The following is a 24,309-nucleotide window of genomic DNA, read 5'->3' as shown; positions in this document are numbered from 1 at the left end:
CTCGATGGTTATTGGTTATGAAGTATCGAGACAAAGCCTGATCATGGCAACCATCGTCATTCACGGAGCCGGGTCATGAACCCTACCAAGTCGATTACTGAACGTGTTTTCCAAGCCCTGGGTTTTGAAGGCTTGGCCTTGTTGATCTGTACGCCGCTGTTGGTGTGGATCACCGGCAGGCCGGCACTGGAGATGGGCGCAGTGACCCTGGGCATCAGCCTGCTGGCCCTGAGCTGGAACGTGGTTTTCAACAGCCTGTTCGACCGCCTCAAAACACACCTGCAACTGGCCAACAGTGGCTGGCCCCGGGTGCTGCACGCGCTGTTGTTCGAGGGCGGCCTGATCCTGCTGGCAGTGCCGTTGATTGCGACCTTGATGAAGATCAGCCTGTTGGAGGCGTTCATCCTCGACATTGGTGTGCTGCTGTTCTTCCTGCCGTACACCTATGTGTACCACTGGGGTTATGACGTGTTGCGCGAGAAAATCGTCGATAAAACCCCAGTAGCCCTGTAGGTGGGCGCCTACAGGAACATCCCGCCCGACGCCTCGATCCGCTGGCCGGTGATCCAATGGCTGCCATCGGCCAGCAATGTCGAAATCGCCCCGCCAATGTCGTCCGGCAAACCGGCGCGGCCCAAGGCCGTGTTATTGGCGACCATGGCATTCACATCGCTGTTGTCGCGCACCGCGCCGCCGCCGAAGTCGGTGGCAATCGCGCCCGGTGCCAGGGTGTTCACGGTAATACCGCGTGGGCCCAGCTCTTTGGCCTGGTAGCGCGACAGCACTTCGACCGCTCCCTTCATCGACGCATAGGCTGCATACCCCGGCAGGCTGAACCGCGCCAGGCCGCTGGATATGTTAATGATGCGTCCGCCATCGCTGATCAACGGCAGCAGTTTTTGCGTGAGAAAAAACGGCGCCTTGACGTGGATCGCCACCAACTGGTCGAACTGGGCTTCGGTGGTCTCGGCGAAGCTGGCGTGGGCAGCGATGCCTGCGTTATTGATCAGAAAATTGAAATGATCCTGAGCGAAAATATCCTTGAGCAACGCGCCGACCTGGCCGACGAACCCATCGAAGCTTGCGCTCTGGCTCACGTCCAGTTGCAGCATGGCGGCGCGGCCACCCAATGCCTCCACTTGGGCAACTACGGCTTGGGCCTCGCCTGCGGCGCTGTGGTAGGTGCCGATAATGTCTACGCCTTGCGCAGCCAGGTGCAGCGCAGCGCTTTTGCCCAGGCCACGGCTGGCGCCGGTGATGAGTGCGATTTTACGGGTCATGGTGCAGTCCTCAGTGATAGTTAGTGGAACTGAGTGTATTTGTCCGGTCATGACGTGATAAACAGGCTGATATCGGAATCACTGGCCGGATAAGGCGAACAATCCAATGAACAAGCTTGAGCTGCTGCGCACCTTCGTACGCGTCACTGAGTTATCGAGCTTTACCCAGGCCGGCCAAAGCCTGGGTTTGCCACGCTCTACGGTATCCGAGCATGTGCAGGCGTTGGAGGAGTTGCTCGGCGCACAGCTGTTGCAACGCACCACGCGCAAGGTGCAGGCGACCCAAGACGGGCGTGTGTTGTATGAGCGCAGCAAGGATCTGCTGGCGCATATGGAAGAACTGGAAGGGTTGTTTCGCCAGGATGAAACCCAACTGGCCGGGCGCATACGGGTGGATATGCCCAATGTCATGGCGCGGGGTTTGATCGTGCCGAACTTGCCCACGTTCATGACTCGCCACCCCCTGATCGACATCGAGATCAGCGGCTCGGACCGCCAGGTGGACCTGATCGCGGAAGGTTTCGATTGTGTCGTGCGCGTCGGTGCCCAGCCCGACCAAACAGTGGTGGCGCGACGGGTGTGCAGCATGCCGATGGTCAACTGCGTGAGCCCGGCGTATCTGCACCGTTACGGCATGCCTGCGACATTGGCTGACCTGGCGAATCACCAATTGGTACATTACGTGCGGCCCCTGGGCGCACGCTCGGCAGGGTTCGAATACCTGGTGGGCAACAAGGTGCAACGTTTGCCGATGGCAGGAAGGGTGACCGTCAACAGCACCGATGCGTATCAGTCGGCGTGCCTGGCGGGTTTTGGCATTACCCAAGTGCCCCAACTCGGGATCCGCGATTTATTGGCCAGTGGCGAGTTGGTAGCGGTGCTGCCGGATTACCAGGCACCGCCTCTGGACGTGTATTTACTGTACGCCGGCCAGCGGCATTTACCGCTGCGGGTGCGGGTGTTCATGGACTGGTTGACCGCCACCCTGCAAGCCCATCTTTAACGGCGCGCCGACAACTGCTGCGGCGCCAGGAACGCATCGTGGAAGTAATCGCGGAAGGCTTGCATCGCCGGGGTAAACGCGCGCTCGCGGTGCCAGGCCAGGCCGACGCTCATGGGCGTGACCGGGTCGGTGACGGTCAGGGTTTCGATGCGCTTGCCTTCCAGCGACCAGGGCCGGTGCACCAGATCCGACAGAATCGCCACGCCGCTGCCATTGGCAACCATGCTGCGCACCGCTTCCACCGAGCTGGTGCGCAGCCGCACCCTGGGGGTTTGCCCGGCCTGTTCCCAATAGCGCATGGCACTGTGTTCGGCTTCATCGACGGTCAGCAGGATGTAGGGCTCTTGCGCCACGTCCGCCAGGCTGACGGCTCCGCGTTCACACAATGGGTGATGGCTGGGCAGCCACAGGCGGCGTTCGGAGTTGAACAGGATTTCAGAGACGATATCCGCGTGGGTGAGGTTGGCGGTAAGCACCACGGCCATGTCGAACTGGCCATCGAGCAGGCCCTGTTCGATGGCCTGACGTTCCTGCTCGAACACCTCGATAGTCACGTCCGGATGCCAATGCTCCATGCGCTGCAAATGGTGCGGCAGGAAATAACCCAGCACTGTGTAGCTCGCCGCCACCCGTAGCACGCCGCTGGCGCGGTAATCCGGCAGCGGGCTGTTCAGGGCGTCTTCCACGCTGCGCACAACCACATAGGCGCGGTTGAGAAAATGTCGACCGGCGTCGGTGAGGTTCATGCCCTGGGCCGAGCGCACGAACAACTGCACGCCGAGCATGGCTTCCAGCTCCTTGATCGCCGTGGTCACCGCCGACTGGGAAATATTCAGGTGAATCGCTGCCTGGGAAATCTGGCCGATTTCAGCGGTGGCGACGAAGTAGCGAACCTGGCGCAAGGTAAGGGACATGGTCAGTATCTGATTTTCAGAAGATGGGCTATCTGATAATAGATCTTCCCAAGGGGTCAAGCCCGAGCCTACTTTCCTGGCATCACTTATGGCGGAGCAATCTTGATGCGGGCAGTGGATTTCAATTCGGACATGGGCGAAAGCTTCGGCCCCTGGACTATCGGCGACGGCGTCGACGCAGAGCTGATGGCTCACATCAGCTCGGCCAATATCGCCACCGGCTTTCACGCCGGCGACCCCGGCACCATGCGCCGCACTGTCGAGCGCGCCAAGCAATTGGGGGTGGCTATCGGCGCTCATCCGGGTTTTCGCGACCTGGTGGGCTTCGGTCGTCGGCATATCCATGCACCGGCCCAAGAGCTGGTGGACGATATGCTCTACCAGCTTGGCGCGCTGCGTGAAATGGCCCGCGCCCAAGGCCTGACCTTGCAACATATCAAGCCCCACGGCGCGCTCTACATGCACCTGGCCCGCGATGAAGAGGCTGCGCGGCTATTGGTGCAAAACCTGCAAATCATCGAGCCGACGCTGTTGCTGTACTGCATGCCCAATTCGGTGATCTGGCGCATTGCCAAGGAACTGGGACAGCCGGTCGTGCGCGAGTTCTATGCCGACCGTGAGTACGATCTGAGCGGCTCCATCGTGTTCACCCGCAATGTGCGTGCACTGGACGCTGCCACCGTTGCAGCCCGTGTCCTGCGCGCTTGTCAGAGCGGGCTGGTACGTACCGTGGAAGGCGAAGACCTGGTGATTGAATTCGATTCCATCTGCCTGCACAGCGATACCCCTGGCGCCCTGGACTTGGTGCAAGCCACCCGCGAAGCGTTGGACCAGGCCGGTATTGAAGTCCGGCCCCCCCAATAAGAGCCTTACCTCACTTTTTTGCCTGCCTTTCTACAATGATTCCAAGAGGAACAGACATGGCTGAAACGTCCCCCATCCGCTACAGCTTCGGCGGTGATGAACACCTGTTTGCCGAGGTCAGCGACAGCATGTCCCTGGAGGCTTTTTTCAAGGGCATGGCGGTGACCCGCGCCGTGGAACGCCTGGCGCTGGAAGGCGTGCTGGATGTGTGCCTGGCCAATGCATCCTTCCAGATTCGCTTCGACCCCGACCGCATCGCGCCTCACGTGCTGCTCGACGCGGTGCAAAGCGCCGAAGCCCAGGCGGTGGCCGAGCGCACGCTGCACACGCGCATCATCGAGATCCCGGTGCTCTATAACGACCCCTGGACCCACGAAACCCTGATGCGTTTTCGTGACCGTCACCAGGACCCCGGCGGCACTGACCTTGAATACGCCGCCCGTATCAACGGCCTGGCCGACGTGGACGCGTTTATCGCCGCCCACAGTGGCGCACCCTGGTTTGTGTCGATGGTCGGCTTTGTCGCGGGGCTGCCGTTCATGTTCCAGATGGTCGAGTGCGAACGGCAATTGCAGGTGCCCAAGTACCTGCGGCCGCGCACCGACACGCCGAAACTGACCCTGGGCCATGGCGGCTGCTTTGGGTGTATCTATTCGGTTCGCGGTGCCGGCGGTTACCAGATGTTCGGCGTGACCCCGGCACCGATCTACGACCCGCAGCAGCAGTTGGCCTACCTCAAGGAGCACATGGTGTTCTTCCGTCCTGGCGACATCGTGCAGTTCAAGCCGATGGACCGGGAGGCTTACGACCTGGCCGTCGCCGAGGTGGAAGCCGGGCGTTTCGACTTGCGCATTCGCCCGGTCGAATTTTCCCTCGATGCCTTTCTCGCCGATCCCATTGGCTATCCGCAAACCCTGCAGGAGGCGCTGGCATGATCAAGGTGCTCAAACCCGGCCTCGCCACCTCCGTGCAGGACCTGGGGCGCGAAGGTTATTACCACCTGGGCATTCCGCCATCGGGGGCGCTGGACCAATACGCGCTGAGTGCAGCCAACCATCTGGTCGGCAATCCAGTGGGCGCGGCTGGCCTGGAATGCACGCTGATCGGGCCTGAGCTGGAGTTCCATCACGACGCGCTGATAGCGTTGAGCGGCGCCTTGATGTCGCCGCGCCTGGACGGCGAAGTGGTGCATCAGGACACCGCCTTCGCCGTGCGCGCCGGGCAGGTGCTGCGCTTTGAGTTTCCCGTGGCCGGCGCGCGGACTTACCTCGCCGTTGCCGGGGGCATCGACGTGCCGTTGGTGCTTGGCAGCCGCTCCACCTACACCCTTGGTGCTCTCGGTGGGTTTCACGGGAGGCGCTTGCAGGAGGGCGATCTGTTGCCTATCGGGACGGCCAGCGGTGCGGGGCGTGCGGGCAACAGCTTGCCGATGGCGTTGCGTCGTTCGGTGGGCGGTGATGTCACGTTGCGCGTAGTGCCGGGGCTGTACTACGAGCGCTTGACCGACGCGGCAAAAAGCAGCTTTTTTGCCGAGCCGTGGACGGTGGGCTCCGAGGCCGATCGCATCGGCTATCGCTTCAAGGGCGGCAGCGCATTGAGCTTCCAGCCGCGGGAACAGCCGTTTGGCGCGGGCTCCGACCCCTCCAACATCGTCGACAGTTGCTACCCGATTGGTTCGATTCAGGTACCGGCGGGGTTGGAACCGATTGTGCTGCATCGCGATGCGGTGTCGGGCGGTGGCTACGCGATGATCGGCACGGTGATCAGCGCCGACCTGGACTTGATCGGGCAGATGCAGCCCAACCAACGGGCGGGGTTTGTGGCGGTGACATTGGAGCAAGCGCTGGAGGCGCGGCGGGTCTACAAAAAGCGCTTGAAGGCCATGGCCGGACTCTTCACACCCTGAAGAAACACAAAACCAAATGTGGGAGGGGGCTTGCTCCCACATTTTGATTTTCTGTGTGTCAGAACAATTGGGTAAAAAGCCAGTAGAGGCTACCCGACAGTAAAATCGCCGCCGGCAAGGTCAACACCCACGCCATCAACAAATTGCGGATGGTCCTCATCTTCAACCCCCCGCCATTGGCGACCATGGTCCCGGCTACACCCGAGGACAATACATGGGTGGTCGACACCGGCAGCCCGAACATATCCGCCGCGCCGATGGTCAGCATCGCCACCGTTTCGGCCGAAGCGCCTTGAGCGTAAGTCAGGTGAGTCTTGCCGATTTTTTCGCCCACCGTCACCACGATGCGCTTCCAGCCGACCATGGTGCCCAGGCCAAGGGCAATGGCCACGGCGATCTTCACCCACAGCGGTATAAAGCGCGTGGCGTTGTCGATCTGTTGCTTGAACAGTTGCAGCTTGCCCTGGGTGTCGGCGTCGAAGTTGCCGACCTTGCCTTTGTCCATCAGGCGGATGGTTTCGCTGGTCAGGTACATGTCGTTACGCACGTTGCCGACGGCTTCGGCCGGTACGGCGGCGAGGGAACCATAGCTTTTCACTTCTTCGCCGATATGGCCGGTGATGGCGGCGAGTGCGGGCACCAGTTCCGGCGTGGCCTCTTTGGTGCGAACGTAGGTCGACAAGGTGGCACGTGAATCGCCCGGTGCCGGCTGCGGCGCTGCTTTGACCAAGGCAGCCTGGGTCACTTCAGCGACGGCGGCAAATTGCAGCGACTGATCGGCAGGCATGGTGCGGTTCAGCGCGTAGGCCATCGGCAAGGTGCCCACCAGGATCAGCATGATCAGGCCCATGCCCTTTTGCCCATCGTTGGAACCGTGGGCGAACGACACGCCGGTGCAAGTAACAATCAGCATCCCGCGAATCCACCAGGGCGGCGGCGTGTCGCCTTTGGGTGCCTTGTACAGCGCGCGGTTTTTGACAAAGACGCGCAGGGCCAGCAACAGCAAGGCGGCAAACGCAAAGCCAATCAGCGGCGACAGCAACAAGGCATAACCAATCTTGATCGCCTGGCTCCAATCCACACCGCTGGTGCCGTCACGTCCGTGCATCAGGGCATTGGCTACGCCTACGCCAATGATCGAGCCGATCAGGGTATGAGACGACGAGGCTGGCAAGCCCAGCCACCAGGTGCCCAGGTTCCACAGGATCGCGGCGATCAGCAAGGCGAAGATCATGGAGAACCCGGCCGATGAACCGACCTGCAAAATCAGCTCCACCGGTAGCAGGGCAATGATGCCGAACGCCACCGCGCCACTGGAAAGCAACACGCCGAGGAAATTGAAAAAGCCCGACCACACCACCGCAAAATGCGGTGGCAGCGAGTTGGTGTAGATCACCGTCGCCACTGCGTTGGCGGTGTCATGGAAGCCGTTGACAAACTCAAACCCCAGAGCGATCAACAACGCCACGCCGAGCAATAGGAATGGCGTCCAGGTGGTGAGCTTGGCGCCCATTTCGTGCATGTCGTGCATCAGGCTGTAGGCGGTGAACAGCAGGCCCATCGCAAGTACGGCGAAGAACATGATCACCGTCAACAAGCCTGGTTTTGTGTCCAGCCGGGGTTGGGAGGAGGGTGAAGCGTGGGGGGAGGCAGTCAGGGAAGGGGTGGCCATGCCGGAGCATCCAGTGTGAGGAGGATGGCCTTAATGATCATTGCAGAATGTTACAAGGGTGCTGCGACAGATCAGTGTTTGGCGCAATCTCGTGTGCCGCCGGTCTACAAATCAGTGCGGTTTAAATGTGGGAGGGAGCAAGCCCCCTCCCACAGTTTGATTGCATTTCAATGTTAGTAGTCCTTGCGCTTTCGGAACGCCCACCGCCCAGCAATCAAGGTAAAAGTCGCGACCAGCGCCACCAATATCCAGAAACCTTCCGGGTCTTGGGACAGCGGCACCCCACCCACATTCATGCCAAAAAAGCCGGCGATGATATTGATCGGCAGCGCCAGCACCGTTACCACCGTCAGGGTGAACAACGTGCGGTTACTTTGTTCATTGAGGTTGGCGGCGATTTCCTCCTGCAACAGCTTGATGCGTTCGCCCAGGGCCGTCAGGTCGTTGATGATCAGCGCAAACTCCTCGGTGGATTTGCGCAACTCCTTCACGTCTTCCTTTTGTAGCCATTGCGGCGGACGGTTGAGCAGGCGCAGCAGCGAGCCCGGTTCCAGCGCCAGCAGGCGTTGCAGGCGCACCAATACACGGCGTGCAGCGCCCAGTTCGGCGCGATTGGTGGATAGGCGCGAAGACAGCAACTGATCTTCGATATGGTCGACGCTGATACTGGTCTTGCGCACGATCTGGGTCAGCACTTCGCCCTGGTCGCGCAGCAAATGCACCAGCAGTTCCAGGGGCGAGCGAAAGTGTTCACCGGCTTTTACCGACGAGCGCAATTTATCCACCGAATGCAGTGGTTGCAGGCGCGCACTGATCAGCAAGCGGCTGCGCGCGCATACCCACAGTGTGGAAATATCCGACGACACCATGCTGCTGAAGTTGAACACCACATCGTTGACCACCGCCAACAAGGCCGAGTCCACATGTTCGATGCGTGTGGAGCGCGAGCCTTCATGCAGCGCTTCAAAAAATTCCTCCGGCAGCGACAAATGCGCCTGCATCCAGCGCTCGCACGCGGCGTGGGCGAGGTTCAAGTGCAGCCACAGAAACTCTTCCGGATCTTGTGGCTGCTGCAAGGCGGCGAGGGCGGTGGCTGAGTCAATCTGCTGGCCTTTTTCGCCGGGGCGAAAGCGGAAACCGTAAAGCAGGCCAAACAGGTCGGGGTCCTGATGGGCGTGGTCGATGCTGTGATTCATGGCGGCTCGCAGAGAAAGGGCCTGTAGGACGTTTCACAGGTTCCTAGGCGAATCATTGCAAGGCGGTATGACGGTTATGTGACGGTTTGAGGCGCGCATAAAAAAACGCGCCACTCGAAGGTGGCGCGTTTTTTGGGGATGCAACTCAGGTGTCTTGCTTGTTTTCCAGTACAGCACCGGTCTTGGCGTCGAGCTTCACTTCAAAGCGCTTGCCGGTGGTATCGGTCAGGTCCACTTCGTAGACATACTGGTCGGCGACGCCGTGTTTGGTGTCCAGTTCGGTGTCAGTGATCGAAGCACCAGGGTGAGTTGCCACGGCTGCTGCGTTGAGCTTGTCGAAAGACATCACAGCGCCGGACTTGAGCAGGCCTTCAATGTGATCCGGACGAACATCCGCCTGGGCCAGACCGGCAGTCAGGGTCAGGGCGGTGGCAGCGAACAGGGCAGTCAAAGTTTTCATGGTGTGTCCTCTTGGGTGAACTGTTTAAGTGGCGCCAGATTAACCGGCGCAACTTAACTCATCCTTAATGGCTCACTGACACCAATGCCCTTAGTACTTATGGTCGTTGAGCAGGTCCTGAACACTGGACGACGGCCAGCGTTTGTAGAACTTCAGCAGCTCGGCGGCACGGTTGGTGAAGATGCCATCGACGCCGGCCTTCATGACTTTCTCGAAATCCACCGGCTCATCCACGGTGTACACATGCACCAACAGGCCCTTGTCGTGGGTCAGCTTGTTCATTTCAGGCTTCACCAGGTCGGTGTAGCTCTGGTCGCCGTGGTCGGTCAGTTCAGCCGACGGGCCGGTGCCGATGGCGCCAAGGCTTTTGGCCTGGTCGACCCATTTTTCGAATTCGGCGGCGTCTTTCGGTTCTTGCTTGGCGTAGTAGGCAGCCTTGGTTGTTTCACCGGACTCGGCGAAGGTGACTTTGGATTTGGGCTCGATACTGCCTTCACCCACCCACAACAGCAGGATCTTCGGTGTGTTGGGCATTTCTTTCTGCAACTCTTGCAGGCTTGCAACTTCAAAGGTTTGCAGCACCACGCGGCCACGGCCTTGGCCGACGCCGGTGTTGCTCTTGCCCAGCTTGGAGCCGGCGGAACTCAGCCAGCCCTTGTCCAGCAGCTTGTTTTTCAGGTCGGCTTCGATCCCTGGGAACTGCTTGGGCTCCTTGGTCTCGATGTACAGGCCGGGTTTGTGCGAGGGGTTGCCTTCGGCGATCTTGATGATGTCGTCCAGGCTCAGGATCTTCAGGCCAACGAAGCCTGGGCGCGCGCGGTCCGGGTAGGCTGCGTTGAACCAGCTGCCGGCGTCGAGGGTTTGCAGTTCTTTCCAGGTGAACTCGTTGGCAGGCGCGTCTTTGCGCTCGGGGAACTTGGTGGCCACGTCGGTGGTGCGCTGCAGGTTGTTGTCGTGCAGGGCGAACAGCACGCCGTCCTTGCTGCGTTGCAGGTCCAGTTCCAGGTAGTCGGCCCCCAGGTCGCGTGCAACCTTGTAGGCGGCGGCGGTGGATTCAGGTGCGTCGTAGGAAGCACCACGGTGAGCGATCACGGCAGGGTAGGGTATGCCTTCGTTTGTTGCCAATTCAGCCGGGCTGACCGGGTCGGCAGCCTGTGCCTGGCCAAGGCCGAGCATCAACGCCAGCAGCAAGGCGCTCTTGGTAAACGTGACAGGCATATGCGAAGTCCTTTCGTGGAGGTAACTTTGAGAAGGTGTCCTTTTTAACAATTGATTGCGAAAGGCGCTATCACCAAACCGACATTAACGTGCGCGCGAGCCAATTTTGTCGGTTTTTTTGTGCTGCATTGCAGTATTCTTGGCCATAGCTGCCCCGTCAGAGGGCAGTATTTTTTGCCACGCGTGTAAACCATCTTTCCAGTCCCTATGGGACTTTTCAGTGAGGTTTACCATGCGCATCACTTCAGAACTTATCTGCCAGGCCGCCGACCAACTCCAGGGTTTTGTCGGCCTCAATCGCAAGACCGGCCAGTACATCGTGCGTTTCAGCGAAGATGCCTTCGGCATGGACGTGGCCGATGACGGCATCATTCCCACCGCCGAATTCGTCTGGCTACCGGCCGCCGACCACACCATGACCCTGTGCCGCGAACGCATACAGTTGCTGCTGGACCAGAACATCGATGACCGCATCAACATCACCGAACCGTTGCGGGTGTATATGCGCCGGGTGGAGATCCCGCAGATCAGTGCGTTGCGCAGTTTGGTGAGCTAGCCCGCAGCTTTTTCTGGTCGGTGAGGGTCAAATGAGGGGTAGTGTTTCAACGAGGGTAGGTGTACGCCCGCTCTACCTTGCATACCCGCGTGTGAAACGCTGTGTACCAAGTGGCCCGCCCTCGCTCACGCGCCTGCCGATGCTCGGCCTGCTGTTTCCAGGCCAGGATCGCCGCTTCGCTGGTCCAGTAGGACACTGTGATCCCCAACCCATCTTCTCGCGCCGACTCCACCCCGAGAAACCCAGGTTGTTCCGCCGCCAGTGCCAGCATCCGCGAGGCGGCCTCGCCATAACCCTGGTCGCCATCGGTACGCAGTGAGCTGAAAATCACCGCGTAATAAGGCGGGGCCGGTGTCTTGGCGATCATACCAATGCCCCTCGACACGCTTTGAGCAGGGCCAGTGCCAAGGGCGGGGTGATGCCGTTCAGCGCAGCGCGTTCAGGCTGGAACAGGGTGGCGACGAAGAACGGATGGTCGAGCAACTCCACGGCGCGCAGATCGCCCGCTGAATCGTGGCCGGTGGGAATCAGGTTGCCTTCAAGCAGTGCGCCAGCAAACGTGGGGTTGATGCCGTAGCGGCATCGATAGCCTTCGTGGATATCCACGCTGGCGTAGGCTTGGGCAATACGGGTGTAAGGGGCCAGGCGCACGGTGTCGTTCACTTCTACCAGGGAGCAGCTCAGGGGCGTGATGACGGCGCGTTCAGCGTCTGGAGCCAACTCGCCATGCTCTGCATCGGCCCAACCCAGTACGTTACGGGCATATTCCAATACAGCATGTTGAAAACCACCGCATGTGCCGAGGAAAGGGCGTCTTTGCTCACGAGCAAAACGGATTGCCCGCAGTGCGCCCTCGGTGTCGCGATAGGGGCTGGCGGGGACGCACCAGAAGCCGTCAAAACCGTGCAGGGCAGAGGTGCAGGTGAGTGTGTCGGTGTCGAGCCATTGCACCTGGACGCTCAGACCCAGGGCGGCGGCGGCCTGCTGTAGCGCCAGCGGGATAGCCTGGTGGGCGATCACATCAGGGTTGTAGTCGCCGACCAGGGCGAGGTGCAGGGCGGGGGCTGTCATCGTGTATGTCCCATGGCTTGTGGTGTGCTGATACCCACTATAAATTGGCGTTCGCGCAATCAATATTGGCATTTACGCACATGCTCAATGCAGTCACGCACTATCAACTTGACTACCCCGACCTGTCATTGATCCTTGCCCTGGTGCGTGGCGGCACCCTGGCGCGGGCAGCAGCGTTGCTGCGGGTGGACGTGTCTACGGTGTTCCGTGCGGTGCGGCGGTTGGAGTCGGCCCTGGGCCAGACCTTATTTGAAAAAAGCCGCGCCGGATACTTGCCCACCAGCCTGGCGAGCAACCTGGCGCAACAGGCCGAACGCGCAGAACTCGCATTGGAGGCTGCGCGCATTGGTGTGGAGCAGGGTGGAGAAGTGATCAGCGGCACCGTGCGCTTGACCTGCACCGACTCGGTGTTGCAAGGGTTGCTGCTGCCGGCCCTGGCGCAGTTCATGCCGGCCTATCCAGCACTGGTCCTGGAACTGAGCACGTCCAATGACTTCGCCAACCTCAGCCGTCGTGATGCGGATATTGCCCTGCGCCTGACCAGCAAACCGCCGGAGCATCTGGTCGGACGTTGCCTGGGAACTGTTGCGTACCAAGTGTACGCCAGTGCCGACTATGCTCATCGGCATGCAGGCCAGGCGCTGGCCGACCTGGCCTGGATCGCTCCGGACGACTTTTTGCCCGACCACCCCACGGTAGCCTGGCGCCGTGAACATTTGCCAGGTGTGCGTCCCAGTTATTGCTGCAACAGCATGCAGTCGGTGACTGAACTGGTGCGCGCCGGGTTGGGTGTGGCGGCGTTGCCGGATTTTCTAATGGGCGAAGGCTTGCAAGCACTGAGCCCTGCATTGGTAGGGCACGACACCGCGCTGTGGCTGTTGACACGGCCTGATTGCCGAGCATTGCGCTCGGTGGTCACGCTGTTTGATGAACTGGGGCGGCATGTGCGCGGGCGGCGAAGTTAGGCTTTACGCACAAACTGCGCATGCATTTCGCACGTCAGGGTCTCGATGCGCTCGGTCAGTTGCTTGGTCATTTCCGTCAGCCGGGTATTCTGCTCCAGCAGTTCCATCAATTGCTTGGTGGTCTGGGCCGCCTGGGCCTGGCGTTCGGTGTTGGCGGTGGCGAGGGCTTCGCGATGCTGTGCGTCGGCGTCGGACTGAGCTTTATCCCGCGCAGCCTGGCGCGTCTGGGCCAGCAGGATCAGCGGCGCGGCATAAGCCGATTGCAGGCTGAAGGCCAGGTTGAGCAGGATGAACGGGTAGACGTCGAAGTGGGTGACGCCGGTCACATTCAACACCACCCACAACACGACGATCGCGGTTTGTGCGCCCAGGAAGGTCGGGGTACCAAAAAAGCGTGCGAAGGCCTCGGCTTTGAGGGCAAAGGTGTCGTTGCCAAAGGTCGGCGCCAGGTGCGCGTGACCGCGGTGGAAACGCAAGTGGTCAGTGGGGGCGGATTCGGGTTTGTCTGGGGTCATGGCGGGCTCGAGTGCTTAGCGTAAAGACAACCAACACTATAGACCGAGCCCACCAGCCACCGACATGAAGAACCGGTCAGCGATTGCCCCGGTCGTTGGCGAACGCGCTCACCGCCTGGACCGCTTCGCCGGTGCCTTCGCGAATCTGCAGGATCACTGTGCCCGCCTGGTTGGCCAGTTCTACGCCGTGGGCGGCACGGTCGCGGGTGGCGTCCATGCTGTCGATGGCTTGGCGGGTTTCGTCCTGGATCATGGCGATCATGCCGGAAATTTCGGCGGTGGAGCCGCTGGTGCGCGCCGCCAACTGCCGCACTTCATCGGCAACCACGGCAAAGCCACGGCCCTGCTCGCCGGCGCGTGCGGCTTCGATGGCGGCGTTGAGAGCCAGCAGGTTGGTCTGGTCGGCGATGCCGCGAATGGTGTTGACGATGGCGGTGATCTGCTGCGAGCGCTCGCCGAGCTTGGCGATCAGTTGCGAGGATGTGTCGATATCCCGAGCAATTTCGCGCATACCGGTGGCGGTTTTCTGGATCACTTCGGCGCCTTTTTCGGCCATCTCCTGGGTGCTCAATGACAGGTGATAAGCCTGGGCCGCGCTCTGCGCCTCGGTGGCATGTTGTTGTACCCGGGCGGTAACATCGGAGGCGAACTTCACCACTTTGCACAGGCGCCCGCTGGCGTCGTACACCGGGTTGTAGTTGGCTTCCAGCCACACCACCTGGCCGTTTTTATCCACCCGCTCGAACTGGCCATTGAACAGCTCGCCCTGGTTCAAGCGTTTCCAGAACTCGCTGTAGGCTGCACTGTTGGCCAGTTCGGGTGTGCAGAACAGGCGGTGATGCTTGCCCTGGATCTGCGTCAGGCTGTACCCCATGCGCTGCAGGAAGTTTGCGTTGGCTGTGATAATGGTGCCATCGAGGTTGAACTCGATCATCGCCATGGCGCGGTCGATGGCTTGCAGCTTGGCGTTGGCTTCACTTTCAGCTTGCAGGCGTGGGGTGACATCCATGGCGTACTTCACCACTTTGGTCACGTGACCGGCTTCATCGCGTACCGGGTTGTAGCTGGCTTCCAGCCACACCGAATCACCCTTGGCACCCACCCGCTCAAAGGTGCCTGACTGAAATTGGCCGTTGCGCAGCTGCGTCCACAGTTGGTTGTACTCGGCGCTGCGGGCGAACGCGGGGGTGCAGAACATCCGGTGGGACTGGCCCAGGACCTGTTCGGCGCGGTAACCCATGGTCTTGAAGAAGTTCTCATTGGCCCGCAGCACAGTGCCTTGCAGGTCGAATTCGATGACGGCCATGGAGCGCTCGATGGCATCCAGCAGGCTGGCCTGTTGGGCAATGCTGTGTTGCAGGGTGCTGATGGTTTTCTTGTGGGTGTTAAATAGCATGTTAGAGGGCTCGGGCATGCAAGCATATGCGGTATCCATGTATTTGCGCCTGACCCCGTAGGGCCCCAGGCCTTACGGTTGACTTGCTCATTGCCAGCTTCCTGATGCTGACAGAGGGGGTGGAACAAGGGGTTCAGAGTGATCGGCCGGCCCAGAAGTTCGCTGCTTGAGCAGGGGCATTTTCGGGTAGCCGACCAATGGCGGCATTATGCTATTGCGGCAGCCTCGCCGACGAAGATTCGGACGAGGTGTTATCAGACAACTGCGGCTGAACAGGCGATCTTCGATCGCTGGTCCTGACGCGGTTGCGGCCGCTGTTCTTGGCAGCGTACAGCGCGCGATCCGCAGCGTTGAGCCACATGACCGCATCCTTGAAGGCCGGTTGAAAATCCGCCAGGCCGATGCTCAGGCTCACGCGTAATTCGGGGATGTGCGCAGTGCGGTAGTTACTGAATTTTTCGCGCATCTGTTCCATGAGTCGCGCAGCATCTTGCAAGGGCATTTTCGGAAGGATCACACAGAACTCGTCACCTCCGTAGCGGCCGGCGAGGTCTTCTTCGCGCAGGTGCTGGCGTAATTCCTGGCTCAACTGGCGCAGTACCGCATCCCCGACGGTATGGCCGTGCATATCGTTGATACGCTTGAAGTGGTCGATATCGATCAGGGCAATGGTCGCCTGGCTTTGTTGCTGTTGGCACTTATGGAACTTGAGGTTCAGCAGGTCTTTCCATGAGCCATGGTTGAGCAGGCCGGTCAGGCTGTCGATACGGCTCAGGGCGCTGAGGGCGCGTTTATGTTGCGACAGTTTGATTGCCAACTGATAACAGACCATGCCGATGGCCATCGGGTAGAGCGTCAGCATCGGCAAGCAGGTGTAGACCTCGGAAAGGCTGACGCTGGAATCGAACTTGACCCCGAACAGGCTCCAGGCTATCGCGATGCCGGCGGCTTGTGCGAGCAGCCCATGCAGGAGCAAGCGTGTGCCACCGGCAGCGACGTTATTCATGGCCATCATCGACAGAATGGTGACGGCCGTCAGTGGCGAAAACTGGGTGGCCGCTGCCCAGAAACCGCCCGACAATGAGTCATACAGCAGGTTGCGCCGTTCGGCCTGATAGGGAAACGGCGAATGGGTCGAGATCAGATAAGCCACGTGCGGCCAGGCAAGGCCATTGAACAACAACAACGCCCATACCCAGCCTGGCATTGACAAGGGATACAACGCGCCGATTACGCTGATGCTACCGATACCCAGGCCGATGATCCTTGGCTTGTAGATACGTCTGGCAAATGAAAGCCCTTTGCCTCGTCTGTTTTCCATAGTGTCCTGGGTCAGGTGTTTTTTGCAGGTGCGACAGCGTGCGTCAACGGTCGGCGTCGATGATCGGATAATAGCGGCCGATATTGTCGATTATTCCTGTAGGAATAATCAGTGTCCTTTCAGGCCATTTGCGCAAAACAGCGGGTGAATGCGCCAAAAGCGACCTTTAATGTCGCCCCGGCAACAGGTCCTGATGCAGGGGCGGGGTGCGCACTTCGTAGCCGGCGAGGAACAGGTCGATTGCAGATTCGATGACGTTGGCCTGGGCGGCCACATCGAGGGTGGGCTGGCCGAGCGTGATTTGCGGCCAGAAGGCAAAGGCCTTGAGCAGGCTCTGGATCTGGTGAGCCGCGAAAGCTGGATCGGTACAGTTGAGGCGGCCGTCTTCCTGGGCAGCGCGCACCCATTGGGTAAAACCTTCTTCCCGTGCGCTGAGGCGATTGACCATATCTTGCGCACGTTCGGGCGAATGGATGGTGGCAGCAATGGCCACGCGCGCCAGGTCGAGGAAGTTGGCGTCCGACATCATCTTCATTTTTGCTTCCAGCAACTTGCGCAGTTGATCGCGCAGCGGCTGGTCGCTGGCGTAGTTCACGTCCAGTTGGGCAACGCTGCTGGCCCACAGTTGGCTCAGGATCTCGGCGAACAGCTCTTCCTTGCTGGGAAAGTGGTTGTACACCGTGCGCTTGGAAACGCCGGCGGTGGCGGCAACTTTGTCCATGCTGGTGACCTCGAAACCGTTCTCGCGAAATTCGGCAATCGCCGCCGCCACGATGGCATCGCGTTTACGCTCGGTGAGGCGCTTGGGGGCAGTCATGGATGGCATTCGACTCAATCAGGAAATTACACTCAGCAGTTTACTTGCTCCGGATTTTGTTGCAATGTAGAAACTACACTGTGCAGTGTAATTCTTCTTCGTACTGTAGGAGTCACTCGGTAATGGCCACGATTTCAACCCGTGTCGACCCTGCGCCTGCAGCGCTCCAGCCTGCCGGGCAGGACCAGGGGCACTTCACCAATGACGCCCCGGTGCAACACGGCGGTTTTGGCAAAACCTTGCGCATTTTCTGGAACATGCTGTTCAACAAACCACGCACTACGCGGCCAGTGGGGCCGATCCCGGTGCAGCCACTGACACGCGAGCAGTTGTTGGCGGCACCCGACCACACGGTGTTCCGCCTTGGGCATTCGACGGTACTGCTGAAGATGCGCGGTAAATTCTGGGTCACCGATCCGGTATTCGCCGAGCGCGCGTCACCGTTCAGTTGGGCAGGCCCCAAGCGTTTCCACGCCCCACCTATCAGCCTTGAAGCGTTGCCACCGCTGGAGGCGGTGATTCTTTCCCACAACCACTATGACCATCTTGACCACGAGGCTGTGGTGCAACTGGCTGGTAAGACCCGCTACTTCCTGGCGCCCCTGGGCGTGGGCGAGACGCTGATCAAATGGGGGATCGATGCCAATAAAGTCCGTCAGCTGGATTGGTGGCAGGGCACGGAAGTCGATGGCATTCGTTTTATCGCTACCCCGGCACAGCATTTTTCCGGACGCGGCCTGTTTGATAGCAACCAGACCCTGTGGTGTTCCTGGGTGATGATCGACGATGCGCGGCGCATCTTCTTCAGTGGCGACACTGGCTATTTCGATGGTTTCAAGCGCATTGGCGAGCAGTATGGCCCGTTTGACCTGACCCTGATGGAGACCGGCGCCTACAACGTCGATTGGCCCCATGTGCACATGCAACCGGAGCAAACCTTGCAGGCGCATATCGATCTCAAAGGGCGCTGGTTGTTGCCCATTCACAACGGCACCTTCGATCTGGCATTCCATGCCTGGCACGAACCCTTCGACCGCATCATGGCCCTGGCCTGGGAGCGCAATGTATCGATCACCACCCCGGCGATGGGGCAGGCGTTTCGCTTGAACCAGCCCGAGCGCGGCCATGCGTGGTGGTTGGAGGTGGAGACTGAGGGTACGCAGGAGCGCCTCGCCAGCTGACAGCGATGGCCGCGGAAAAAGGAGTTTTCAAGCTGTTTCAAGGCTGCGACAGGCGCCAGTCAAGGGTGCGATGATCTCCGAGAATCTATTTTCGGGGTAGTTCCGATGGAAAGTGAATGTAGCAAATATTGGCGAGTCGGCATGGCGTGCCCATCCAAGCAATTGGCGCCGGGTCTCGAGGAGCCCGCTGCGAGTATCCATCCTGCTACTGGCCCTACAAACTCACGCAGCATCGCTTTTGGTGCCGATCCTGCTTTGGCCACCAGCATACCAATCCCCGGCTATAACGCACCGGCTCTTCCCCTGAAACCTACGCGCGATCCCTCGTTGTCGTTGATTGCCTTGAGCGGCCTGGAGCCCTCAGGGCCGGTGATGGTCGAGGTGCCGCTGGTACAGAACAACAGCACTTTCAGCGCTGCCTCGACGTTGAGCGGCAGGCGCGTGGGGTTCGCCCAGCGGTGGGGGCATGATCAAACACCGATCGAACACGGGGTGGCATTCTTGCGCGCGTTGGATGTTCTGCGCCGGGCCGGAACCAACTTGGTGCCGGTGCCTGCGCGCCACGCCGATGATCCGCGCCCTGGCGGCAATGAAATCGATGAGCTTGTGCGCGCGTACCAACTGGACGCTCTGGTGACCGATAGCCAGAACGCCGCCTTCCACGACGCATGCTGGAGTGGCTACCCAAGGCTTAACGAACCGCTTGAGGATGGTGCAGTGTTGTGGTTCTACGGTGCGCGGTGGTCGAAGGATTCCCTTACGGCACTCGTACTGGGATACCGCAGTGCTCGACGTCTGGGAGTACAGGAGGTGCTGAACAATCCAACAGGATGAACTACCGATGTCGCGCTTCTTGGCGGGAGGGGAGTTTTTAGACTGGCACCTGGGTCAATCGGGATCCTTCGCCATTTCTTCCTCTCGCAGGAGATATTTCATGTTTGGTATCGGCTCTGGTGTAAGTTTTTTTGTTAACTACGCACATAACACTTTGCCTGTTCAATCGTCGCCAGCGATTTCAAAACCTATCCCCGCCGGGACGGAATATGCCAGTGTGCGCGAACTGGCTGAGCAGATGTCGCGACCGGGAGGCATCACCTCGCAAGGGCTGGTCAATTATTTTCAGGAGCGCATCCGCACGCTGGATCCGCAGCTGAGTTCTGTTATTGAACTCAACCCGCAAGCGCTTGAAAGCGCCCGCACGCTGGACCAGGAACGGGCCAATGGCAAGGTGCGCGGACCACTGCACGGAATACCTATCTTGCTCAAAGACACCATTGAGACTGCAGGCATGCAAACCAGTGCAGGTGCCTTTGCTCTGGTAGGGGAGGCGGCGGGTAAAAACGCTCCATTAGTTGAATACCTGATCAGCCAGGGCGCCGTGATTCTCGGTAAAACCAACATGACGGAGCTGGCCGGTTTTCGCGGCGCTCCCGATGGCTGGAGTACCCGCGGTGGTCAGACTCGCAACCCACATCATCCGGACGCGCAGGTGGGTGGTTCCAGTTCCGGCTCGGCCGCAGCCGTCGCCGCAGGGTTGGCCCCCTTGGCGGTGGGGGCCGAAACCAACGGCTCGATTATCGTGCCCGCAGCATTCAATGGTGTGGTTGGGCTCAAGCCCAGCGTCGGTTTGTTGGACCGCAATGGCATTATCCCGGCTAGCCAGCACCAGGACACACCGGGCCCGATGGCACGGTCGGTGTTCGATGCGGCGCTGATGCTCAACGCCATGTCTGGCCGCGACCTCCACGATCCGGCGAGCGTGGGCGCTCCAGAAGGGGTTGATTACACGCAGTTATTGGTACCTGGTGCGTTGAAGGGCAAGCGTATTGGATATCCCAAGACGTTTTCTGCAAACGGTGAAGTTCAGGCTGTGGAAAATAGTGCGCAATTCAGCAAAGCACTGGAGGTGCTTGAGGCACAAGGGGCGGTTTTAGTGCCGATTAACCTGCGTATGGCAGATGAGTCACGCTATGAAGAACTGTTGTTATCGGATGTAAACGAAGAGTTGAATGGCTACTTGGCCAAGCGCACGGGATTGCCAGTCAAGTCACTGGCTGAGCTGATCAAGTTCAACGAAGACCGTGACGGCACAGATACCGATCATCAGCCCCTGCTCAAGCAGATCAATGCCTCCACACTGGCGCCAGAACAGCGCGAAAGGGCGTGGGAAAAACTGATCGAGGATTTTCGCAGCAGCGTGGATGAGCCGATCAAGACTTATAAACTGGACGCCATAGTGTCGGATTTTGATACCAACAGTTACTTCGGCGTAGCAGCGGCCGGCTACCCAGGTATCACCGTACCCTCCGGCACGAACGAAGACGGTTTACCCACGGCCGCCCACTTCTTCGGCACCCGTTGGAGCGAGCCCACGTTGTTGGCGGTGGCCCACGGGTATGAGCAGGCCGCACAAACGGCAACCAAGCCTGGGCTTTGATCGGTCAGGTCATTTTGCATCGCAAAAGGAGTGCCGGGCACTGAACCTGCCGGCCTGAAACTTCACGGTTTACACTCAATGCCATGGAGGGACGCCATGGCATACAGAATTCATATCCTCGGCGCAGCGGGCACCGGTTGCACTACCTTGGGCAAGGTATTGGCCGAGCACCTGAATATTGCCTGTTTCGACTCCGATTTCTATTACTGGCAGCAAACCCTCGAACCCTTTTCCATCGCCCGGCTCCGGGACGAACGCCTCCGCCTGCTGCAGGAACACACCGCCGGCCATCAAGGCTGGGTATTGTCGGGGTCACTCTGCGGCTGGGGCGACGCGATGATCCCGCTATTCACCCATGTGGTGTTCCTGCGCGTAGAACCGCAAGTGCGCCTGCAACGCCTGCGCCTGCGAGAAGCGCAGCGCTACGGGGAGCAGATTCTGGAAGGTGGCAGCCGCCATCAAAACAGTGTCGCCTTTCTCACCTGGGCCGCACGCTACGATACTGGCAATCACAGCCTACGTAGCCTGCGTCGGCATGAAACCTGGTTGAAACCGTTGAGCTGCCCGGTGATCCGGCTGGACGCTACGCACCATTCGGTTGAGGAGTTGGTGAATCAACTGACGCCGTTGTTGAACCCATCAACCGAGAAATGAGGCCTGGTGCTGTGGGCTCGGCGGTTACGGTGTCAAACCGGCGCACACTCATGCCCCACCCCGGCGCAAACCCCGGGAAGAACACCAGCCCTTGCGCCTCCAGGCAAAACGCCAGGATCAGGCGGGTTTCATCGTCGACTTCGCCGTGGGCCTCCAATTGTTGAATCGCCTCTACCGCCACGCCCGCCTGGCGAGCCAAATGTTCCCGGCTCCAGCCCAGCATAACGCGGGCCTGTGCGCAGTGTTTGGCGGTGAATTGGTGCAGGACGATCTGCTGTTCTACGAAAGAGCTCATTGCCAGAGAGGACATGGGGGTTCTCCAGGTTCGACGGGGGAGGCGCAACTATACTGTGTTTTTGTACAGTTGTTTGTACCGCTCATCATCTGGATTTTTTCGTCGCTGTTTCAACGCCCAGTTATTCCATTCCCGACGCCTCCCGGATAATCAGATGATCCAGGTTCTCGATATTCGCACTGAATACCCCGAACGTTTGCTCGGGGTTTTTCTTGCTGGGCACCTGCTTGAGTTCCGGTGTCACTCCGTAGAAGAAACAATACAGCGGTCGCTCGCTGCTGGCCGCTGCCTTGATCTGCTCCAGGAAAACCGTGCGCTTGCGGTAGCTTTCGATGAGCTTTTTGTTCAGGTAGACGTTGACCGAATAAGGCTTCTTGTCGAGCCACACTTTCTTTTCGAAATCGATGCGAAAGCTGCTGGTGTAGTCTTTGATTTCCTTGATCTTGCCCCAGTAGATCAGGCCCTTGTTGTCTTGCAGGTATTCGATTTTCTTGAAGAACGACCAGTAAGTCGCCGTGTGCTCACCAATCTTCAAGGGCATGGCCTTGAGCTTGTCCTTGTCATCGATGTTCGACACATAGCATTCCACCGGATGGGCGAACACGCTGGTTTTGTCCGGGGTTGTGTCGCTGCTGACATGGGATTTCTCAACGCGATTTGAAGGCGTTTTCGTTGGCTCTTGTGGGGCGCCTCCATCGATGCCGGCAGCAGGTGTTTTACGTTCGTACTGACGGCGTGTCAGTACCAATTCCGATGGGAAGTTGTCCTCGCGCTCGCCCTCACTTTCACCGGCCGCGGTCTTTTGGCTGCTGGCATAGCGACAGCCTTCGATATGCCGGGTGCCGGGTTTGTTCTTGAAGTGTGGGGTGCGCAGGTAATTGACGTTCTTGGCGTTGAAGGTGCTCAACACATTGCCGGCGTCGAACGCTGCGCGGCACGCGTCGTTGGGGCAGAGGAAGCGGTCCTTGTCGGAATCGAAGTCAGCGGTTTCGTCGAAATTCAGCTCTCGTACGTCGTAGATCGACAACTTGTCATCGAGAGCCAGGCTGTAGGCCGTGTCGAATTTCATGGGGCTCGGTCCGTGGGAATTTGGCTATTAATAGCCGGATCCTGTGTAAATATCAGCAAGAACCTGCAACGCGTCGTCCGCTCAAGAAGCCTGACGGTAAAAGCGTCTGCAACGGCTCTCGGCGTAGGCCTCAAAACCACGACGTAAACACCATTCCACTAAGATGCACGGATCAAATGTGGGAGCTGTCGAGCCCCAGCGAGGCTGCGAAGGGATCGCCTCGGTCCCCTCCGCCAACCCCACCCACCCGCATCACCGCTGCAACCGAGCCCGCCGTTTCTTCTTCGCATGAAAGTGCCGAAAATGCGCATCCTGCGCCGCCGCCAACAATTCCCTATCCCCCCGCGTATCGCCCCAGGCCCGCAGCCGATACTCGCCCAAATCCCCATACACCGCCTCAAGCCGCAGCACCTTGTTCTCACAACGGCAATTATTCCCGGTGAGCTTGCCGGTCAACACCCCGTCGACCACCTCAAGCTCAGTCCCGATCAACTTGATCCCAAGCCGATCGGCAAATGGCTGCAACACCAACGCCGGCGACGCCGAGCACAACGTCACCACCGCCCCCGAGCCCAACTCCTGCTCCACCGACAGCACGCCCGCCGGGCGCATCAACCGCGCCCAATTACGCTGGCAATACTCCTCGGCCTTCTGCTGCACCCACGTCTTCTGCACCCCGGTCATAAAGGTGCGAATCAACTGCGCCTTCAACTCATCCCGGCTGATCTGCCGCACCAAGAAGCGCAGCCCAGGCACCGCCAGCTTGACCATCCGGCCATAAAACTCACCGGGGCCAAAGGCAAACTTGAGGAAGGGCACGAAACTGTCGTGGTGGGTGAGGGTGCCGTCGAAGTCAAAGACGGAGAGTACTTTGGCGTCGATGGGGCCGGCTTCGAGCATGTCTGGGTTCACGGGTTGGCCTCGGTCCTATCTAGTATTTTTTGTGCGTGCATCAGGTGTGACAGCAGGAGTCTACTCCCGTGCCAATCTTCCGATTTTGGCGTAAAGCCCTTCGGTGAAAGCGTCCCGATCACTCGACCGGTGACAACGCTGATGGCAGTTGGGGCACAAGGCTACAGCATTGGTGGTGCGATCCGAACCCTTCTGGGCAAGGTGCTTGACGCGATGTGCTTCAAAAAGTGGCAATTCACCGTGCATTAAAAAGCCCTGAACAAGTCAGGGCTTCATCGTGTTGCTTGGCTTAGGGATCAATCCCAGCTCAGCGCACCACCTGTTTGATACTCGATCACACGGGTCTCGAAGAAATTCTTCTCTTTCTTCAAGTCCATGATCTCGCTCATCCACGGGAACGGGTTAGTCGTGCCTGGGTACTCTTCCTTCAAGCCAATCTGCGACAGGCGACGGTTGGCGATGAACTTGAGGTAATCCTCCATCATCGCCGCGTTCATGCCCAGCACGCCGCGAGGCATGGTGTCGCGAGCGTACTCGATCTCCAACTGAGTCCCTTGCAGAATCATCTGGGTCGCTTCTTCCTTCATCTCGGCATCCCACAAGTGCG

Annotated in this window: 27 protein-coding genes and 1 pseudogene; 11 read left to right on the top strand and 17 right to left on the bottom strand. The window is 59.6% G+C overall.

Translation table 11 applies throughout. The annotated features are described in order from the left end of the window. The first annotated feature begins 75 nt into the window (after positions 1-75). Entirely contained in the window at positions 76-513 is a 438-nt protein-coding gene (locus E4O98_RS00515; protein WP_248133913.1) for a multidrug/biocide efflux PACE transporter, read from the top strand. Positions 514-521: 8 nt separating this feature from the next. Here E4O98_RS00515 and E4O98_RS00510 read toward each other — a convergent pair whose 3' ends face one another. Beyond that, on the bottom strand, positions 522-1,280 hold the full coding sequence (locus E4O98_RS00510; RefSeq protein ID WP_228308879.1) for an SDR family oxidoreductase: 759 nt from the start codon (positions 1,278-1,280) through the stop codon (positions 522-524). Positions 1,281-1,386: 106 nt separating this feature from the next. On the opposite strand from E4O98_RS00510, the gene E4O98_RS00505 reads away from it, so the two are divergent. Continuing rightward, complete coding sequence (locus tag E4O98_RS00505; RefSeq protein WP_248133911.1) at positions 1,387-2,283, top strand: LysR family transcriptional regulator; 897 nt, start codon at positions 1,387-1,389, stop codon at positions 2,281-2,283. Here the strand turns inward: E4O98_RS00505 and E4O98_RS00500 are convergent. Then, positions 2,280-3,197, bottom strand: a complete 918-nt coding sequence (locus tag E4O98_RS00500; protein ID WP_078822133.1) for a LysR family transcriptional regulator — start codon at positions 3,195-3,197, stop codon at positions 2,280-2,282. The genes E4O98_RS00505 and E4O98_RS00500 overlap by 4 nt on opposite strands. A gap of 105 nt (positions 3,198-3,302) precedes the next feature. On the opposite strand from E4O98_RS00500, the gene E4O98_RS00495 reads away from it, so the two are divergent. From E4O98_RS00495 to E4O98_RS00485, 3 genes are read left to right on the top strand one after another with little or no spacing between them, the layout of a single operon-like run. Further along, positions 3,303-4,061 carry a 5-oxoprolinase subunit PxpA gene (locus tag E4O98_RS00495; protein WP_032879797.1) on the top strand — a complete coding sequence of 253 codons (759 nt, stop codon included), beginning with the start codon at positions 3,303-3,305 and terminating at the stop codon, positions 4,059-4,061. 56 nt (positions 4,062-4,117) lie between these two features. After that, positions 4,118-4,996, top strand: a complete 879-nt coding sequence (locus tag E4O98_RS00490; RefSeq protein ID WP_248133909.1) for an allophanate hydrolase subunit 1 — start codon at positions 4,118-4,120, stop codon at positions 4,994-4,996. Further along, positions 4,993-5,967, top strand: a complete 975-nt coding sequence (locus tag E4O98_RS00485) for a biotin-dependent carboxyltransferase family protein (RefSeq protein WP_148852583.1) — start codon at positions 4,993-4,995, stop codon at positions 5,965-5,967. Before E4O98_RS00490 ends, E4O98_RS00485 begins: the two co-directional genes overlap by 4 nt. Positions 5,968-6,025: 58 nt before the next feature. On the opposite strand, the gene E4O98_RS00480 is transcribed toward E4O98_RS00485, so the two are convergent. The 4 genes from E4O98_RS00480 to E4O98_RS00465 all read right to left on the bottom strand — a co-directional run bounded on the left by E4O98_RS00480 (position 6,026) and on the right by E4O98_RS00465 (position 10,513). After that, positions 6,026-7,639, bottom strand: a complete 1,614-nt coding sequence (locus E4O98_RS00480; RefSeq protein ID WP_248133906.1) for an inorganic phosphate transporter — start codon at positions 7,637-7,639, stop codon at positions 6,026-6,028. Between the two features lie 173 nt (positions 7,640-7,812). Next, on the bottom strand, positions 7,813-8,835 hold the full coding sequence (locus tag E4O98_RS00475; RefSeq protein ID WP_032879801.1) for a transporter: 1,023 nt from the start codon (positions 8,833-8,835) through the stop codon (positions 7,813-7,815). A 145-nt stretch (positions 8,836-8,980) separates the two neighbouring features. Beyond that, a complete protein-coding gene (locus tag E4O98_RS00470) occupies positions 8,981-9,295 on the bottom strand; it encodes a PepSY domain-containing protein (RefSeq protein ID WP_032879802.1) in 315 nt (104 codons plus the stop codon). Between the two features lie 90 nt (positions 9,296-9,385). Next, positions 9,386-10,513: a glycerophosphodiester phosphodiesterase gene (locus tag E4O98_RS00465; protein WP_032879803.1), complete on the bottom strand. Its 1,128-nt coding sequence runs from the start codon at positions 10,511-10,513 to the stop codon at positions 9,386-9,388. Between the two features lie 232 nt (positions 10,514-10,745). Here E4O98_RS00465 and E4O98_RS00460 point away from each other — a divergent pair, with 232 nt between their 5' ends. After that, the gene (locus E4O98_RS00460) at positions 10,746-11,069 is read left to right on the top strand and encodes a DUF2025 family protein (RefSeq protein ID WP_005790675.1); all 324 of its coding nucleotides are present in this window, start codon (positions 10,746-10,748) and stop codon (positions 11,067-11,069) included. Positions 11,070-11,115: 46 nt separating this feature from the next. Here E4O98_RS00460 and E4O98_RS00455 read toward each other — a convergent pair whose 3' ends face one another. After that, positions 11,116-11,436: an antibiotic biosynthesis monooxygenase gene (locus tag E4O98_RS00455; protein WP_032879804.1), complete on the bottom strand. Its 321-nt coding sequence runs from the start codon at positions 11,434-11,436 to the stop codon at positions 11,116-11,118. Next, positions 11,433-12,140: a CTP synthase gene (locus tag E4O98_RS00450; RefSeq protein WP_032881250.1), complete on the bottom strand. Its 708-nt coding sequence runs from the start codon at positions 12,138-12,140 to the stop codon at positions 11,433-11,435. Before E4O98_RS00450 ends, E4O98_RS00455 begins: the two co-directional genes overlap by 4 nt. Before the next feature lie 80 nt (positions 12,141-12,220). On the opposite strand from E4O98_RS00450, the gene E4O98_RS00445 reads away from it, so the two are divergent. Then, positions 12,221-13,105, top strand: a complete 885-nt coding sequence (locus E4O98_RS00445; protein WP_248133388.1) for a LysR family transcriptional regulator — start codon at positions 12,221-12,223, stop codon at positions 13,103-13,105. Here E4O98_RS00445 and E4O98_RS00440 read toward each other — a convergent pair. From E4O98_RS00440 to E4O98_RS00425, 4 genes are all read right to left on the bottom strand, one after another. After that, positions 13,102-13,620, bottom strand: coding sequence for a DUF1003 domain-containing protein (locus E4O98_RS00440; RefSeq protein WP_032879806.1), 519 nt, complete (start codon positions 13,618-13,620; stop codon positions 13,102-13,104). The two genes, E4O98_RS00445 and E4O98_RS00440, sit on opposite strands and share 4 nt — an antisense overlap. Positions 13,621-13,696: 76 nt before the next feature. Beyond that, the gene (locus E4O98_RS00435) at positions 13,697-15,016 is read right to left on the bottom strand and encodes a PAS domain-containing methyl-accepting chemotaxis protein (RefSeq protein ID WP_078822126.1); all 1,320 of its coding nucleotides are present in this window, start codon (positions 15,014-15,016) and stop codon (positions 13,697-13,699) included. A 211-nt stretch (positions 15,017-15,227) separates the two neighbouring features. Continuing rightward, on the bottom strand, positions 15,228-16,337 hold the full coding sequence (locus E4O98_RS00430; protein WP_248133904.1) for a diguanylate cyclase: 1,110 nt from the start codon (positions 16,335-16,337) through the stop codon (positions 15,228-15,230). A gap of 166 nt (positions 16,338-16,503) precedes the next feature. Next, positions 16,504-17,154 (bottom strand): TetR/AcrR family transcriptional regulator, encoded by a 651-nt coding sequence (locus tag E4O98_RS00425; protein WP_032879809.1) that lies wholly within the window; start codon positions 17,152-17,154, stop codon positions 16,504-16,506. 122 nt (positions 17,155-17,276) lie between these two features. Between E4O98_RS00425 and E4O98_RS00420 the strand changes: the two genes are divergently transcribed. The 4 genes from E4O98_RS00420 to E4O98_RS00405 all read left to right on the top strand — a co-directional run bounded on the left by E4O98_RS00420 (position 17,277) and on the right by E4O98_RS00405 (position 21,426). After that, positions 17,277-18,335, top strand: coding sequence for an MBL fold metallo-hydrolase (locus E4O98_RS00420; RefSeq protein ID WP_078822123.1), 1,059 nt, complete (start codon positions 17,277-17,279; stop codon positions 18,333-18,335). 327 nt (positions 18,336-18,662) lie between these two features. Further along, entirely contained in the window at positions 18,663-19,169 is a 507-nt protein-coding gene (locus E4O98_RS00415; protein WP_248133902.1) for a hypothetical protein, read from the top strand. Positions 19,170-19,269: 100 nt separating this feature from the next. Next, positions 19,270-20,772, top strand: coding sequence for an amidase family protein (locus E4O98_RS00410; protein WP_032879813.1), 1,503 nt, complete (start codon positions 19,270-19,272; stop codon positions 20,770-20,772). Positions 20,773-20,868: 96 nt separating this feature from the next. After that, a complete protein-coding gene (locus E4O98_RS00405; protein ID WP_032879814.1) occupies positions 20,869-21,426 on the top strand; it encodes an AAA family ATPase in 558 nt (185 codons plus the stop codon). Here E4O98_RS00405 and E4O98_RS00400 read toward each other — a convergent pair. From E4O98_RS00400 to E4O98_RS00380, 5 genes and pseudogenes are all read right to left on the bottom strand, one after another. Next, positions 21,356-21,736, bottom strand: a complete 381-nt coding sequence (locus E4O98_RS00400; RefSeq protein ID WP_032803685.1) for a helix-turn-helix transcriptional regulator — start codon at positions 21,734-21,736, stop codon at positions 21,356-21,358. The genes E4O98_RS00405 and E4O98_RS00400 overlap by 71 nt on opposite strands. A 106-nt stretch (positions 21,737-21,842) precedes the next feature. Further along, on the bottom strand, positions 21,843-22,790 hold the full coding sequence (locus tag E4O98_RS00395) for a hypothetical protein (RefSeq protein ID WP_248133900.1): 948 nt from the start codon (positions 22,788-22,790) through the stop codon (positions 21,843-21,845). A 252-nt stretch (positions 22,791-23,042) separates the two neighbouring features. After that, positions 23,043-23,690: an HAD-IB family hydrolase gene (locus tag E4O98_RS00390; protein WP_228308870.1), complete on the bottom strand. Its 648-nt coding sequence runs from the start codon at positions 23,688-23,690 to the stop codon at positions 23,043-23,045. Positions 23,691-23,762: 72 nt separating this feature from the next. After that, a pseudogene (locus E4O98_RS00385) lies at positions 23,763-23,924 on the bottom strand (HNH endonuclease); the annotation flags it as partial. Between the two features lie 74 nt (positions 23,925-23,998). Continuing rightward, positions 23,999-24,309: ribonucleotide-diphosphate reductase subunit beta (locus E4O98_RS00380; protein WP_186562978.1), on the bottom strand; the 311-nt coding region annotated here is incomplete at its 5' end.

The sequence above is a fragment of the Pseudomonas sp. W2Jun17 genome (genome assembly GCF_023127795.1).
Taxonomy (GTDB): Bacteria; Pseudomonadota; Gammaproteobacteria; order Pseudomonadales; family Pseudomonadaceae; genus Aquipseudomonas; species Aquipseudomonas synxantha_A.
The sequence above is the reverse complement of the archived record's forward strand: the minus strand, read 5'-3'. Positions and strand labels throughout refer to the sequence as shown.